Here is a 14,982-nt window from a genome sequence, read left to right on the forward strand (position 1 = left end):
TGGGGCTGGAGAGATACTTTAAAAAGAATCTCTCCACTTTTTCCCAATTTAGCCGGCAAAATAGCCCTAAGTTGATTTAGGGCTAACTTTTAGGGTTTTCTTATTGAATCCACACTCTGGTATAAACCCGTTTCTGTTCAGGGGTGTCAATAAACCCATCTCGATCATGTAGAATTTTAGTGTTGTCGATAAAGGCCATATCGCCGGAGTTCATATAAAAGCTTAGTGTGTTTTTATCACTGTTTAACTCTTTGTCAAGAGCGTCCAGCGCATCTAGCGTATCCCTTGATAAAGGTTGACCGACACGCTCATGCCCTTTCTCAATCCAGTAGCGCATATAGCGAATACTGAGCTTTTTGTTGCTGTATTGAAAGATAGGAAAGCAGTTCTTAAGTATATTCTCTATATTTTTATCGCTTCCCGGAGTGACTAAATCCCTAATATAGTCTTTATATAGGGTTTCCAATTTTTGTGGCGCTGACTTCCTTAGATTTTCATGTACTTGGGCGGCGGAAATGATTTTTGATTTGCCCCCTTCAACGGCTGGGGTAAGACAGCATAATCCAAGAATGTTAGGCTGTACGGTACGCTGGGAGCTGTCAGTGTGAACACCGGTCGGCGCGTTGGTCTGAGAGACGGGAATGGCTTCACGGGTATAATCTTTTCCAGTGTCTAGAATTCCGTAGAGTCGACCGTAGGTGTCAATCGTCTTGCCCATGGCCAGGCTTATTTTTAGAAATAGGAGGTTGAGTGTTGGTTTACTCACTGACTCGTCACCCTGAATCCATGCAACACCACTACCTTGCTCTATCTCAGATTTGATCTGCTTTGCGAGTAGATCAAACTCAGGTGTGGCAACGGATTCCTGGGTTAGGTTGTCAATGGGATTACTTTGATGCTTGGCCCAATCCTCCAGGGCATCTATTTCAGATCTCCAGTTACAGGGCCACAGAAATTTCCAGTTAGACTTTGCAGTCATATCGCTGCCAGTCCAGGCTTGAGCTTGAACTACTTCACTTGGAGCTAGATTAGTCATTTGCTTGAACCTTAAATAAAACATGTAGCGGATAGCCGGCTAGTGGCGTGAAAAAATCGGGATCTAAATCGAGATGCTCCTGGGTAACTGAAAGTTCTCTGACAATTGGGAGTGTATTGAAGCCAGCTTGAGCCAATGCTGCAAAGTAGTGAGAAAAGTTCTTGTGTACACAGCGAACTGAAACGGGTTTTCCGTCTCGCCGCCATATTTTTCCTTCAAATGTTTGGTCGATACCATCTAAGTAGCTTGTGTCGCCATGTTGAAAGTAGAAGGGGGGAGTTTCTTCCCTCATAAACGGCAGACAGGGATGGGGTACTGTAAAAACGAAGCTGCCCCCTTTTTTTAACAGACTTCTGACCCTGCTCATGACTTTTGTCATCTCTTCTATGGTTAGATAATTGAAGAGAAAAACGGCAATGGCCTGATCAAATGTTTCCTGTGGGAAGCTAGAATATGAAACGGCATTTCCCACTGCATAGGAGGCATTGGTTAAATTATTAAGCGATGCGGTTTCCCTGGCTTGTGCGATCATCTCTGACGAGGCGTCAACACCAAAGATAGAATTTGCTCCTCGATCTAATAGCATTCTAGACACATAGCCTTCACCACAGCCCATATCAAGGATGCTGGCCCCTGAAATGTCCCCGAGTTCTTCGATAACTCTGGGGCGGGCAGTGAAATCACTGAGTAAAATTTTCTCGGAGCGACTCCAGCTGTTGGCCTGTTTGTTATAGATAGCTTCAGTCGATACTGCTTGATTCATCCCGAACTGCTCCTTCAATTGCTGGGGTAAAATGCACTATGCCAAAAGTGAAATTATGGATTCTTTTTGCATAGTGGATATTTATTTGTTAGCGCCGGTTGTGATTGCTGTGGTGGGAGGTTGTATTTGTTACCAAAGGTAACTTTAGGTGGGAAATTAAAGATGTTGCCATAAAAAATCCTTTAAGGTTGGCCTGCGTATCTTTATCTCTTTATCGTTGCCAGCTTGCTGCGCATATCTGCTTGCCTTTCCCGACGATTTAATCGGGGGAGGGTGTGTGGGTAATAATTTAAAATGCATGTTGTTTTATTTTTATTGCATGTGGCTTTTGAGTTTAGCGGGGTTGAATTTTGCGAAGTTGATATATGTCAATTTTTATAGATTTATCATGCTGCTTAATGTTTGCACAGTGAGTTGTGGTGAAAGTTTGTAAAGAAAATAACTTTTGATATTTGAATGGTGGGGGGGAGCGGCCGGCGGATGAGTAAGATTTAATAGTTTTTTTGATTTTATATTGTTGAGGTTCAGTTGCTGGTAGTGCTGGCCTCTTGTAGGGCTGTAAATTTAGCTTTTGCTGATGATAGAGAGCGCCGGTTTTGGGCGCGTTCAATGGCAATTTTTAGGGGGGGTGATATTGACTGCGGGCAAGGTTGGACCTTAAAAATCAATCTGGCTATTTTAACGCTTGGCACAATTCGCCCCCCTGCTGCTGTGCAATATAAGTTCAGTAGCTGCTAGGGCTGCACTTTTTCGAAGGAGAGGTGAAAAAATTCTGAGTCTATATTTGCACTTAGCGCAGTCTATAGCTTCGTTTATTGGCAGGCTTTCAGCTCCGCTACCAGGGTGGTGACAAGTCCCGCCGCAGGTAGGGCGCGAACCAGTGCTGCGCCTTGGCCAGCCCACTGAACCGCATATTCGTCACTGCCCGCTTGCGTTGCCGCTTGGGCCAGAGCTTTGCCCGCTGAGTAGGCAATTGGATAATCCGGTAGGGGGGGAGCCTTGTCACTCAGCGCCTTATAAAACTGGTTGCTGATGCCGCGTGCCGGTCGCCCGGAAATATTGGCGGTGATTTCTGTATGCTGTGCGCGCTCACTTTGTAAGGCGCTGCGGTAGCTGTCAGAGGCCGCAGACTCGGGGCAGAGAATAAAGGCGGTGCCCATTTGCGCGGCACTGGCGCCGAGGGCGAGTGCCGCGTGAATGCCGGCGCCATCCATAATGCCACCGGCGGCAACTACTGGCAGGTGGCTGTGGCAGCTGAGCAGCCGCACCAATGCCAGGGTCCCCAACTCCCGGTCATCCTCGGGATTAAATACTCCCCTGTGTCCGCCGGCTTCAACCCCCTGGGCAATGAGAATATCGATGCCGGCGGATTCGGCGAGTTCGGCCTCTTGGGGGGAGGTCGCCGTCGCCATCAGGATAATTCCGGCCTTTTTTAATGCGGCGATAAATTCATCGCTTGGCAGGCCAAAGTGGAAGCTGACAACAGTGGGTTTTTGTTCGAGCAAGACTGCCAGCATGGCGTCATTGCCGATAAATGTTGAGTAGGGTTCGCTGATTTGCTTCGGCACAGCGGCGCCAAGCTCGGCGAAATGTGGGGCCAGATGGGAAAGCCACGCCTGTTCCCGCGCTGGGTCTTTGCAGGGGGGCTGGTGGCAAAAGAGATTGACATTAAAAGGGTGTTCGGTTTGTTCGCGGGTGGCGCGAATCTCATCTGCGGCTTTTTCCGCTGAGCAGGCGCCGAGTCCGAGTGAGCCGAGCCCTCCGGCATTAGACACTGCGGCGGCGAGAGCGGGGGTGGATACTCCGGCCATGGGGGCCAGGAAAATAGGGTGGGAAATTCCGAGTTTTTCGACTAATGGATTCATGGCCCTGCCTGTGAATTGCGCTCCCCTTTGGGGCCACCTTAGTGCAGATTGTGCGAGGTAGCTATACCTCGCGGACACCAGTGCGGCAAAAGTATTGAGGAGCGCGGAGCGGAATCCTTGCCGGATCGCTTACAGGTGCAGGTTAAAACCGATGTAAGGGCCCTTGATTTCAATATCGCTCTGCAAATCGTCGAGCTCTTCCAGGTCGAGGGTCATTACGCGGTAGCCGGCTTCGATAGCAAAGTCGATAGCCGGTACAAAGTCCCAGCGCACTTTAGCGGTCAAGTCAGAGTGGGTGTCGCCACGGTAGGCGGTGGCATTGCCCTGGGCAATAACGGACCAGCCGGTAAAGGGCAGATCGAAGCGCGCCATACCGTAGGCCATGGGCAGGTAGCCGGTGAGCTCGATGGTTTCTGCCTGGGTGTCACTCACAGCGGTAAATTCACCGTTATACATACGCGCAGTTAAACCGACATCCAGGTTTACCCAGTTGTCCAAAATTTCGTAGTAGAGGGTGGCGTCGGTGTGGGTGAGGCTCAGATCGGTACTGATCTCTGAGTCGGCGCTGAAGGTTTCATCGTCAAAAGTAACGGAGGTAGTCAGGGTATCGGCACCGTCGGTATCGATACTGCTGTGGGCCAAGAGTACGTTGGGCACCAGGGGGATTGGGTGTTCCAGGGCAACTTGCAGGAAAGTGATGTTGTCTTCCGCCAGGGACAGATTGTCCAGCTTGTACTCATCGGCGCCGATATTGCCGCTATAGCTCGGCAGCCATGCGCCGGCAGTGGCATCAAGGCCGAGGATCGTATCTGCGCTCGCGCTGCTGCAGGCGAGGAGGGTGCTCAAAACAAGTGCGGAATTCTTCATTGACTTCACTCCGGGATGAATTTGGCGCGAAGTTTACAGATAAATTTTCCTTATGCCGTGGCTAAGTTGCACATTTTTACAATTTTTTGAATTTGTTCGTGGGAAAATGTCGCGTTGAGTTATTGATTGGCGGTAGTGGCTCGCCCCGGGTTAGGCGGCGGCCTCGAACAGCATTTTCTGGAGGGCGCTGGCGGGGTTGCTTAGTGTGCGGCCGCGATGGCTGATTACGCCGAGATTGCGCAGTACTTGCAATTTTTTAACCGGGAGCATCGCTAAACTGCTGTCTACCAAGGTGCGGGGCAGTACGCTCCAGCCGAGGCCGACACAGGCCATCATCTTGATGGTTTCCAGGTAGTTGGTTGCCAGCTTTGCCGTGAGCTTTAAGCCTTGGGCATCAAACTCCCGTTTGATCAGGCGCCCGGTATAGGTATTCATATCCGGCAGTATGGCGGGGTAGTTGGCCAGATCGGTAAGTTCCAGCTCCGCCAATTTTGCCAGGGGGTGGTCCGGGGCCGCCACTACAACACAGGGGTCCGGCCAGATAATCTCTGCGTTTAGGTGGGGGTATTCCTTTAATGCCAGGGTGACCACCGCCAATTCATATTTGGCCGCCATCAGGGCTTCGTAGGCTTGCTCCGAGTCGACAAAATCAATATCCAGGGCGACTTGCGGGTAGCGGAGACTGAACTCCTTGAGCACTGGAGGCAGGTGATGCAGGCCCACGTGGTGGCTGGTGGCGATGCGCAAACTGCCGCTGACCGAGCTGCTCAGGGCGCGCAACTCCCGCTCGGTATCGCTGATCTCATTGAGTATATGGCGGGCGCGGGGCAGTAGGGTGCGGCCGGCATCGGTGAGCTGCAAGCGCCGCCCGATACGATCGAATAGGGCTGAGCCCAGCTGTTGCTCCAGGGCGGCCAGGCGCTTGCTTGCGGCGGGCTGGGTGAGGTGCAGCTGTTCGGCGCCCTCGGAGACCGAGCCCTGTTCGGCAATTGCCAGAAATGCCCGCAGCCACTGTAGTTCCAAGTTGTTTCCCCTGAAGTCAGTCGTATTTATCGATAGCCGTGCAAGGGTATGGATCTTACCTCAGATCCCCCTTCGAATTCCATATGGGAATACTTTGAATAAGAAATATAAATTGGTGTTATTTGTTGGGGCTGGGTAGACTCGAGGGCTTAACCACTGAGAGGAATGGCTGTGGCAGGGCAAACACTCTACGACAAACTCTGGCAGGACCACCTGATCAAGAACTGTGACGATGGTTCCTCACTTATCTATATCGACCGCCACCTGATTCACGAGGTGACTTCGCCCCAGGCTTTTGAAGGCCTGCGTCTGGCCGGTCGCAAACCCTGGCGCAAGGATTCGCTAGTCGCCACCCCAGACCACAATGTGCCCTCCGAGGCGGCCGAGCGCGCCGCCGGGGTCAGTGGTATTCGCGACGATATTTCCCGCATCCAGGTGCAGACTTTGGATGAGAATTGCCGCGACTTTGACGTGGTGCAGTTCGGCATCAATGAGCCGGGGCAGGGCATTGTGCATGTGATCGGTCCGGAGACGGGCGCGACACTACCAGGTATGACGGTAGTTTGTGGGGACTCACACACCTCGACCCATGGCGCACTCGGCGCCTTGGCCCACGGTATCGGCACTTCTGAGGTGGAGCATGTGATGGCCACCCAGTGCCTTACCCAGAAGAAAATGAAGAATATGCTGGTCCGTGTCGACGGCCAGCTGCGCCCCGGGGTCACCGCCAAAGATGTGGTATTGGCGATTATTGGCAGAATTGGCACTGCTGGCGGTACCGGTTACGCGATTGAATTCGGTGGCGAAGTGATCCGCAATATGTCCATGGAAGGCCGTATGACCGTGTGCAATATGGCTATTGAAGGCGGAGCTCGCGCGGGGATGGTGGCGGTAGACCAGATTACCCTTGATTACGTGAAAGGCAAGCCCTACGCGCCGAAAGGTGAGATGTGGGAGCGGGCAGTCGAGGCCTGGAGCCACCTGCACTCCGATGACGATGCGGTATTCGACGAGGTCGTGGTATTGGCCGGTGAGAATATTGAGCCCCAGGTCAGCTGGGGCACCTCCCCGGAGATGGTGGCGCCGATCAGCGCCCAGGTGCCAACCCCCAGTGACGAGAGCGATGCCACTAAGCGCACCGGTATGGAGCGAGCGCTGGAATATATGGGGCTGAATGCCGGGCAGAATATCAGCGATATCAAACTGGATCGGGTATTTATCGGTTCCTGCACCAACTCCCGAATTGAAGATCTTCGCGCAGCAGCAGAGGTGGCCAAGGGGCGCCGCAAAGCGGATAGCGTCAAACAGGTGCTGATTGTTCCGGGCTCCCAGGCCGTAAAAGCCCAGGCTGAGCGCGAGGGACTGCACGAGATTTTTGTCGCAGCCGGTTTTGAGTGGCGCGAGCCCTCCTGTTCCATGTGTCTGGCGATGAATGCGGACAAGCTGGGGGCGGGGGAGCACTGCGCTTCCACTTCCAACCGCAACTTCGAGGGACGTCAGGGCTACGGTGGCCGCACGCATTTGGTGAGCCCCAGTATGGCGGCCGCAGCCGCGATCGCCGGCCACTTTGTCGATGTGCGCGAGATGGCGCCATTACAGCTGCAAGAGGAGATGGTTTGATGAAAGCGTTTACCCAGCACGAGGGGCTTGTGGTGCCGATGGATCGCGCCAATGTGGATACCGACCTGATCATTCCCAAGCAGTTTTTGAAATCTATCAAGCGCTCCGGCTTCGGCCCCAATCTGTTCGATGAATTGCGCTATCTGGACGAGGGGGTACCGGGGCAGGACTGTTCCAGCCGCCCTCTCAACCCGGACTTTCCCCTTAATTTTCCCCGCTATCAGGGCGGTTCGGTACTGCTGGCGCGGGAGAATTTTGGCTGTGGTTCCAGCCGTGAGCACGCGCCCTGGGCATTGGAGGATCACGGCTTCCGCGCCATTATCGCGCCGAGCTTTGCCGATATCTTTTTCAATAACTGTTTTAAAAACGGTCTTTTGCCGATCGTCTTGGCGGAGGACGTAGTACACCAGTTGTTCGAGGAAACCCACGGGCAGGAGGGCTACGCCCTCACGATCGACCTGGAACAGCAGCAGGTGCGCAAGCCCTGCGGCGAGCTGATTTCATTTGAGGTGGATGCCTTCTCCAGACACTGCCTGTTAAATGGCCTCGATCATATCGGCTTGACCCTGGAGCACGCCGACGATATTCGCGCCTATGAGCAGGCGCGGCGAGAGAAAGCCCCCTGGCTTTTCGATGCGGTTCAGTAACTAAAGGAAATCCCTGTGAGCAAAAAAGTAATGATTCTGCCGGGAGACGGCATAGGACCGGAAATTGTTGAGCAGGCAATGGCGGTACTGGAAGTTGCTTCGGAAAAATTTAATCTGGGGCTCAGCTTTGAGCAGGGCCTGATCGGAGGTTCCTCTATCGACGCCCACGGTGAGCCCCTGACCGACGCAACGCTGAAGGCGGCGGGGCAGTGCGATGCGGTGCTGCTCGGTGCCGTAGGCGGCCCCCAGTGGGACACCCTGGCGCGGGACATTCGCCCGGAAAAAGGCCTGTTAAAAATCCGCAGTGGCCTGGGTCTCTACGCAAATCTGCGCCCGGCGATTCTCTACCCGCAGCTGGCTGAGGCCTCGTCACTCAAGCACGAAGTGGTTGCCGGCTTGGATATTTTGATTGTGCGGGAGTTGACCGGCGGCATTTATTTTGGTGAACCGCGCGGTATCAAGACTCTGGAAAACGGCGAGCGCCAGGGCTTTAACACCTACGTGTACAGCGAGTCGGAAATTGAGCGCATCGCCCGCACCGCTTTTGAGGCGGCGCAGAAGCGCAACGGCAAGCTCTGCTCTGTAGATAAGGCCAATGTTCTGGAAGTGACCGTGCTCTGGCGCGAGGTGTTGGATCGCCTGGCCCCGGAATATCCCGATGTAGAGCTGTCCCATATGTACGTGGACAACGCCGCGATGCAGTTGGTGCGAGCGCCCAAGCAGTTTGATGTGATGGTAACCGGCAATATGTTCGGCGATATTCTCTCCGATGCCGCTGCCATGCTCACCGGCTCTATCGGGATGCTGCCCTCCGCCTCCCTGAATGAAAGTGGTTTTGGCCTTTACGAGCCCTGCCACGGTTCGGCCCCGGATATTGCCGGCCAGGGTATCGCCAATCCGCTGGCGACCATTTTGTCCGCCGCTATGATGCTGCGCTACTCCCTCGATATGAATGAGGCAGCGGAGGCGATTGAGGCGGCGGTGAGCCAGGTATTGGAGCGGGGTTTGCGCACTGCCGATATTTATACCGACGGCTGCCAGAAGGTCTCTACCGCCGAAATGGGCGCCGCCGTTGTCGCCGCACTTTAATTTTTGATTCCACTATCGCGCCGCTTTCCCGGCGGCGCACCTTAAACACCTCACACACAGGACACCGCAATGCAAAAAATAGGTTTTATCGGCTGGCGCGGCATGGTCGGCTCGGTATTACTGGAGCGCATGCGAGCAGAGGACGACTTTGCCCATATCGCCGAACCGGTTTTTTTCTCAACCTCCAACGCTGGTGGCACGGCGCCGGATATCGGCAGACCCCTAGCGCCACTGGGCGATGCTTACGATATTGATGCACTGGCCCGGCTGGATGCGATTGTCAGCTGTCAGGGCGGTGATTACACCAAGGAAGTCTTCTCCCGCTTGCGCGAGGCCGGCTGGCAGGGTTACTGGATCGACGCGGCTTCCAGTCTGCGTATGCAAGACGATGCTGTAATCGTACTGGACCCGGTGAACCGCGATGTTATTGATCGCGCGATCGATGCCGGACAAAAGAACTTTATCGGCGGTAACTGCACCGTGAGCCTGATGTTGATGGCGCTCGGTGGGCTGTTTAAAGCCGGTATGGTGGAGTGGGTTACCGCCATGACTTACCAGGCGGCCAGCGGGGCCGGCGCGCGCAATATGCGCGAGCTGATCGCACAGATGGGTGCCTTGCGGGATGGTGTGGCAGCAGAGTTGGCCGACCCGGCCAGTGCCATTTTGGAGATTGATCGCAAAGTTGCGGCGGATATGCGCTCGGCGGAATTCCCCACCGCAGAGTTCGGCGCGCCATTGGCCGGCAGTTTGCTGCCCTGGATCGATAGCCAGCTAGATAGCGGTCAGAGTCGCGAGGAGTGGAAGGCTCAGGTTGAAGCGAACAAAATTTTGCAAACCCAAAGCCCTATTCCTGTGGATGGTACCTGCGTACGTATTGGCGCTATGCGCTGCCACAGCCAGGCTTTTACCATTAAATTGAAAAAAGATTTGCCAATTGCCGACATCGAACAATTGTTAAATGGTGCCAACGACTGGGTGCGTGTTGTGCCCAATGAGCGGGAGGCCACCGTGCAGAGCCTGACGCCCACAGCGGTTACCGGCAAGTTGGATATTCCCGTCGGCCGACTGCGTAAGTTGAGTGTCGGTCCAGAGTACCTAAATGCCTTTACTGTAGGGGATCAGCTGCTTTGGGGGGCCGCAGAACCCCTGCGCAGAATCCTGCTGATTCTGCTCGGCAAACTATAACTGGTACGAACCTATATAAGTCCTCCACTAAGGGTGAAAATGCACTACTTTAGTGGAGGACTTTTTGTCAGGCTGTGAACTTCTTCGCGTAAAAAACGGCTACTGTTGGTGATAGCGCCTTTTTCGAATTTTCCCCACAGGTATAATCGCCCCTCATTTTTTTCCGATCTAATTTAACGAAGTGATTTGCTATGTCCGAAGCCGCCCGCGAACTGATCATTGTCGGTGTCGACAACGCCGCCTTTGGTCCCCTGCTGGAAGTACTCGAAGAGCGCGAAATAATTTCCGCCGAGCAGCTGAGTTTGCTGGAGACTGAGGAGCGCGAAGTGGACCCGCAGGTGTTTGCCAATCGCAATATCCCTGTGGAGCCTCTGGAGAAATTTACCTTCAGTGACGGGCAGGTGGTTATCTTGCTCAGCTCTGGTGCAGCGGTGGAAGCGGCGATGGCCGCTGCGGAAAATAGTGGTGCCTGGGTTGTGGATGTGGCCAATAATACCCGTGGAGACGAAAGTGTAGCGCTGGTCCACCCGCTGTTTAACGGTGGTGAGCTCGCCACTGCCGAGCGCCGTGTTGTGGCTCTGCCCAGTGCCGGTGCGGCAATGGTGGTGGATGCTCTGGCCCCGCTGAAAGGCAAATTGCAGGCGGTAGAGGTCCAGCTCAACCAGCCGGTCTCGGCTCTGGGTAAGAGTGCGATCGATGCGATGGCGGCGCAAACGGCACGTATGTTTAGTGGCCAGGATGCGGAAATTGATCCGGAGATCGGTCACCGCCTGGCATTTAACCAGCTCAGCGCCTGTGAAGCAGTACTCGCCAGTGGCCACACCCTCAGCGAGTTGACGCTGGTACACGATCTGCGCCGTCTTTTCGGCAGTGACACCGCTATTGATGCTGGCATCAATACCGTTTCAGTTTTCCACGGGCAGCTGGCTAACTTGGGCGTAGTGCTCAATGAAGATGTCGATTTGGACAAGGTGCGCGCATTACTGGCTAATGGTGCGGGTCTCAAAATGGTGGAGCAACCCTCGGCGGAAGACGCCGTGGGCAGCGATGTCACACTTATCGGCCGCTTGCGCCAAAGTCTACTGAGCAAGCGGCAGTTAAATCTTTGTGCGGTGTCTGACAACCTGCGTAAGGATGTGGCGATCAACTGCGCACAAACTGCTCACTTGTTGCTAAAAAACTACTGATATTTAATACTTAGCCGCCATAGTGTAGGTGCAGTCTTAACTTTGGCCTGGCTGAGAGTGGCGAGTAAATCGCCATAATAAACGGCCGTCGGAACGGCGGCTAAATAGTTGAACGATAACCGTTCAGTAATGGGGATATTCTGAAGGCGCGCTTTTCGGAAGCCCTGGGAAGATTCTAATAGTAAAGGGAATCGGATATGCGTGTGCGTAAGTTGGCACTTGCAGTTGGTCTAGTCGGTGCACTGGGAAGCAACGCGGCTCTGGCGCTTGGTCTCGGGGAGATCAAGCTCAACTCGACCCTTAATCAACCTCTCAATGCCGAAATCGGACTGCTGCAAACCCGTAGTCTGGAAGGTTCTGAGATCAAGGTTCGCCTCGCCAGCCCAGAAGAGTTTGAACGCGCTGGGGTGGAGCGTTCGTACCTTCTGACTTCTTTAAATTTTGAAGTGGACTACTCGGGAAGTAAGCCGGTTATTCGCATTACCAGCCGCGAAGATATTCGCGAGCCTTTTTTGAATTTCCTGGTGGAGACCCGCTGGCCCAGTGGCCGCCTACTGCGTGAATACACGCTGTTGATGGATCTACCTGCATTCTCTCACTCGACGGCCCAGCAGCCTGTGCGCGCCGCCGAGCGCGAACGCCAGCAGGTGCGCCGCAGCACACTGATACCGCAGTCCAACACAGAACCGGCGCCGGTAATCGAGCAGGAGCCGCCGCAGCCGACCATCAACGAGAGGACTGTTGAGGAAACCTACGAGCCCGCACGCCCGCAAACCCGCTATGCGGCCACAGAGAACAATGACAACAGCCAGGTATACGGCCCGGTAACGTCTTCAGATACCCTGTGGGAAATTGCGCTGCAAAATCGCACTGATCGCGAGTTCTCCGTGCAGCAAACTATGCTGGCGATCCAAAGGCTCAACCCGGAAGCCTTTATTAACGAAAATATCAATCTGTTGAAGAAAGGCGCGGTGCTGCGCCTGCCCAGCAGAGAAGAGCTGCGCTCCCTGACCATGACCGAGGCCATTTCTGAGGTGGCCCAACAGAATGACTCCTGGCGTCAGCGCGCCACTGCAAGCGTATCCACCGGCGCTCCCCTGGATGCCCGCGCAGTTGAGGCAGAGCCTGTCGCCAGTGAAACAGTGGAGGGCCGTGTAAGCTTGGCGGCCCCTGGCAATACGGAATCCGTCACGTCCGGTTCGGGTGTCGGCTCCGGAGATAGCCAGGCCCTGGAAGGTGATCTCACGGTGGCCGAAGAAGAGCTGGACAAGTCCAAGCTCGAAAACAGCGAGCTGCGCGAGCGCATAGCCGAACTCGATGAGCAGATCGATACCATGGAAACCCTGGTTGAGGTTTCCAGTGAAGAATTGGCGGCGGTGCAGGCCGCCGCTGAGCAATCCGATGTGTTGCTCGATCCCACCGAGGCAGGCGAAGCTGAGGCTTCAGTGGATGCCAGCCCGGCAGTCGATGCCGGTGAGGCAGAAGCTCAGGAAGCCGAGCCCGCAGTGGAGGCCCGCAATCGTGTAGTCGATGTGCAGCCCAAGCCCACCTTTATGGAGCAGCTTGCGGATAACGGCTTGTGGATTGGCCTGGGCGGTGCGGGTCTGTTGGCCGCTGTATTCGGTTTGTTTACCTGGCGTCGCCGCAAGGCCGAACAAGAGGCGCAGCAGGAACTTGAACAGCAGATGGCTATGGAAGAGGAGCCGCTGGACATTCCTCAACAGATCGCCGAGCCGGATGAAACGCTCGCTGCTGTAGAGAGTATGGAAGCGGACGATACTTTCGACCTGGGTGATCTCGGCGATGTGGGTACTGATGACCCGGTTTCTGAAGCGGAAATCCACCTGTCTCTGGGACAGTACGAAGAGGCGGAAAGTAAACTGTTGCTGGGTCTGCAAAAAGACCCGCAAGTAGTCGATGCGCGCCTGATGTTGATGGAGGTTTACGCCCACAACCAGGATGTTGAGAAGTTTGACGAGCACTACCGTCAGTTGCTCAGCATTAGCGATGGCCCGGCCGCTGACCGCGCCGCGCGCCTGCGCGAAACAATTGCCGGAGCACCGGATTTTGAAGCGCCGGCCCTAGGTCTTTCCAATGAATCCTTCGAGGCGGCGCAGCTCGACGATATTGGTGCGGCCCTGGATGATGACTTTGCCAGCGCCGAGCCGGGTCTCGACAGCGGTAGCGATGCACTGGAACAGGATACTTCACTCCTCGACGATCTGACGATGGATCTGTCGCTGGATGAAGGTAAGTCCAGCCCAGAGCAGGAGCTGTCTCTGGACCTGGATTTGGACAGCAGCTTTGAAGAGCCGGCGACGGTGGAGCAGGGTGAGTCCCTCGATACCGAGTTCAACCTGGATGATTTAGATCTGGATAGCGCGTTCGACGGAGATAACCTGGGGGTTACTGCTGAGACATCGCAGCCGGAAGTGGAAAGTGACCTGAATCTCGACGAGTTGGAGTTGGGGGAGTTGGACCTGGGCGATCTGGGTTCTGATGATTCCCAGCAGGCCTTGGTGGAAGAGGATGAGCTGGATTTGGAAGCGCTCGATAGTGCAGAAGAAAAGGCTGAAGCCCCGATAGAGTTCGACACCTCGGACCTGGATCTCGACTCCCTCGAGTTGGAACCTGAGACCTCCAAGGCCAGTGAGGCTTCAATTGAAGCTCAGCTGGAAGAAAAGGCAACAGCCAGCGTCAGTTCCATACCGGGGTTGGATTTCGAACTGGACCTCTCCATGATGGAAGAGGGCAAGCCGCAAGCGCAACAAGAGTCATCTGTCGAACAGGATATCGCTGTAGAAGCGGATACTACTGGGGAACTGGATACCGCTCTGGAGCTGGACGCGGGTCTGGAGTTTGAGTCGCCCGATAGCGACTTGAGCGAAGAGATCTCCCTGACTGCGGAAGCTGTTTCGGAGCAAGAGCCCGCACCCGTACAGGAGCCGGTAGAAGAGCTGTCCATGGACGACTTCTCCGAAGGCGATCTGGATATGATCGGTGCTGATTTGGATTCTGATCTGGATCTCGACAGTATTGACCTGGATGATATTGCTGCGGACCTCAATGCCAGTGAGGAATTCTCTGAAGAAGTTGTCCCCGCAGCGGCCAGCAGTGAGCCTGCAGCAGAACTATCCATTGATGCCGACCTGGAATCTCTCGACAGCACCGGTATGGCGCTGGCGGAAGATGAGAACCTCAATTTTAATGCCGATGCGATTGAAGAGGAGTTCTCCCTGGAGGGTGAGCTGGCACTTATCGACGAATCCACCGGCGGTGACCTTACCCCTGAGCCCCTGGCGGAAACTGAGACTGTGGAGCGGGTTGAGGCGATTGTTGAAAAGCCCACAGACTCCGATTTCGGCGATTTGGACTTCAACCTGGAAAGCGATCTCAACTCCGAATTGAGCCTGCTGGAAGGCGGTGATGAGATGGCGACCAAGTTGGAGTTGGCACAAGCCTATATGGATATGGGGGATGTTGAGGGGGCTAAGGATATTCTCAAAGAGGTAGCTCAGGACGGCAGTGGCGAACATAAAGACCGCGCTGAGGAAATGCTGGAACGCATGGCCTAATAGGGAAGTTCCTAAAGATTCCGCAGAGGTATTGCGGAATTGTTTATGGGTTCCTTAGGGGGCCTTCTCAGCGGCACAGGCCGTTTTAAAAAACCTCGCACTGGTTGCGAGGTTTTTTTATTTTT

Annotated in this window: 11 protein-coding genes; 6 read left to right on the forward strand and 5 right to left on the reverse strand. The window is 54.7% G+C overall.

Going from position 1 to position 14,982, the window contains the following annotated elements:
- Positions 1–100 precede the first annotated feature (100 nt).
- The 5 genes from ACJJIF_RS21500 to ACJJIF_RS21520 all read right to left on the reverse strand — a co-directional run bounded on the left by ACJJIF_RS21500 (position 101) and on the right by ACJJIF_RS21520 (position 5,554).
- Entirely contained in the window at positions 101–1,036 is a 936-nt protein-coding gene (locus ACJJIF_RS21500) for a TauD/TfdA family dioxygenase (protein WP_444930286.1), read from the reverse strand.
- Positions 1,029–1,799 (reverse strand): class I SAM-dependent methyltransferase, encoded by a 771-nt coding sequence (locus ACJJIF_RS21505; protein WP_444930287.1) that lies wholly within the window; start codon positions 1,797–1,799, stop codon positions 1,029–1,031. The genes ACJJIF_RS21500 and ACJJIF_RS21505 overlap by 8 nt, the downstream gene beginning before the upstream one ends.
- 812 nt (positions 1,800–2,611) lie before the next feature.
- Entirely contained in the window at positions 2,612–3,664 is a 1,053-nt protein-coding gene (locus ACJJIF_RS21510) for an NAD(P)H-dependent flavin oxidoreductase (protein WP_444930288.1), read from the reverse strand.
- Positions 3,665–3,793: 129 nt separating this feature from the next.
- Positions 3,794–4,531 (reverse strand): TIGR04219 family outer membrane beta-barrel protein, encoded by a 738-nt coding sequence (locus ACJJIF_RS21515; RefSeq protein ID WP_444930289.1) that lies wholly within the window; start codon positions 4,529–4,531, stop codon positions 3,794–3,796.
- 150 nt (positions 4,532–4,681) lie between these two features.
- Entirely contained in the window at positions 4,682–5,554 is an 873-nt protein-coding gene (locus ACJJIF_RS21520; protein WP_444930290.1) for a LysR family transcriptional regulator, read from the reverse strand.
- Positions 5,555–5,725: 171 nt separating this feature from the next.
- On the opposite strand from ACJJIF_RS21520, the gene leuC reads away from it, so the two are divergent.
- The 6 genes from leuC to ACJJIF_RS21550 all read left to right on the forward strand — a co-directional run bounded on the left by leuC (position 5,726) and on the right by ACJJIF_RS21550 (position 14,857).
- Positions 5,726–7,174 carry a 3-isopropylmalate dehydratase large subunit gene (leuC, locus tag ACJJIF_RS21525; protein ID WP_444930291.1) on the forward strand — a complete coding sequence of 483 codons (1,449 nt, stop codon included), beginning with the start codon at positions 5,726–5,728 and terminating at the stop codon, positions 7,172–7,174.
- Positions 7,174–7,821 (forward strand): 3-isopropylmalate dehydratase small subunit, encoded by a 648-nt coding sequence (leuD, locus tag ACJJIF_RS21530; RefSeq protein ID WP_444930292.1) that lies wholly within the window; start codon positions 7,174–7,176, stop codon positions 7,819–7,821. Before leuC ends, leuD begins: the two co-directional genes overlap by 1 nt.
- A gap of 15 nt (positions 7,822–7,836) precedes the next feature.
- Positions 7,837–8,910: a 3-isopropylmalate dehydrogenase gene (gene leuB / locus ACJJIF_RS21535; protein WP_444930293.1), complete on the forward strand. Its 1,074-nt coding sequence runs from the start codon at positions 7,837–7,839 to the stop codon at positions 8,908–8,910.
- A 69-nt stretch (positions 8,911–8,979) separates the two neighbouring features.
- Positions 8,980–10,095 (forward strand): aspartate-semialdehyde dehydrogenase, encoded by a 1,116-nt coding sequence (gene asd / locus ACJJIF_RS21540; RefSeq protein ID WP_444930294.1) that lies wholly within the window; start codon positions 8,980–8,982, stop codon positions 10,093–10,095.
- 191 nt (positions 10,096–10,286) lie between these two features.
- Complete coding sequence (locus ACJJIF_RS21545; RefSeq protein ID WP_444930295.1) at positions 10,287–11,282, forward strand: Asd/ArgC dimerization domain-containing protein; 996 nt, start codon at positions 10,287–10,289, stop codon at positions 11,280–11,282.
- Positions 11,283–11,479: 197 nt separating this feature from the next.
- A complete protein-coding gene (locus ACJJIF_RS21550) occupies positions 11,480–14,857 on the forward strand; it encodes a motility hub landmark protein FimV (protein WP_444930296.1) in 3,378 nt (1,125 codons plus the stop codon).
- Positions 14,858–14,982 lie beyond the last annotated feature (125 nt).

The sequence above is a fragment of the Microbulbifer regidiadema (SeqCode) genome (assembly GCF_052467605.1).

Bases quoted from the DNA above. Each gene is read 5' to 3' on its own strand.
- ACJJIF_RS21500 (WP_444930286.1), bottom strand. From the start codon at position 1,036: ATGACTAATCTAGCTCCAAGTGAAGTAGTTCAAGCTCAAGCCTGGACT.
- ACJJIF_RS21505 (WP_444930287.1), bottom strand. From the start codon at position 1,799: ATGAATCAAGCAGTATCGACTGAAGCTATCTATAACAAACAGGCCAAC.
- ACJJIF_RS21510 (WP_444930288.1), bottom strand. From the start codon at position 3,664: ATGAATCCATTAGTCGAAAAACTCGGAATTTCCCACCCTATTTTCCTG.
- ACJJIF_RS21515 (WP_444930289.1), bottom strand. From the start codon at position 4,531: ATGAAGAATTCCGCACTTGTTTTGAGCACCCTCCTCGCCTGCAGCAGC.
- leuD (WP_444930292.1), top strand. From the start codon at position 7,174: ATGAAAGCGTTTACCCAGCACGAGGGGCTTGTGGTGCCGATGGATCGC.
- asd (WP_444930294.1), top strand. From the start codon at position 8,980: ATGCAAAAAATAGGTTTTATCGGCTGGCGCGGCATGGTCGGCTCGGTA.
- ACJJIF_RS21545 (WP_444930295.1), top strand. From the start codon at position 10,287: ATGTCCGAAGCCGCCCGCGAACTGATCATTGTCGGTGTCGACAACGCC.
- ACJJIF_RS21550 (WP_444930296.1), top strand. From the start codon at position 11,480: ATGCGTGTGCGTAAGTTGGCACTTGCAGTTGGTCTAGTCGGTGCACTG.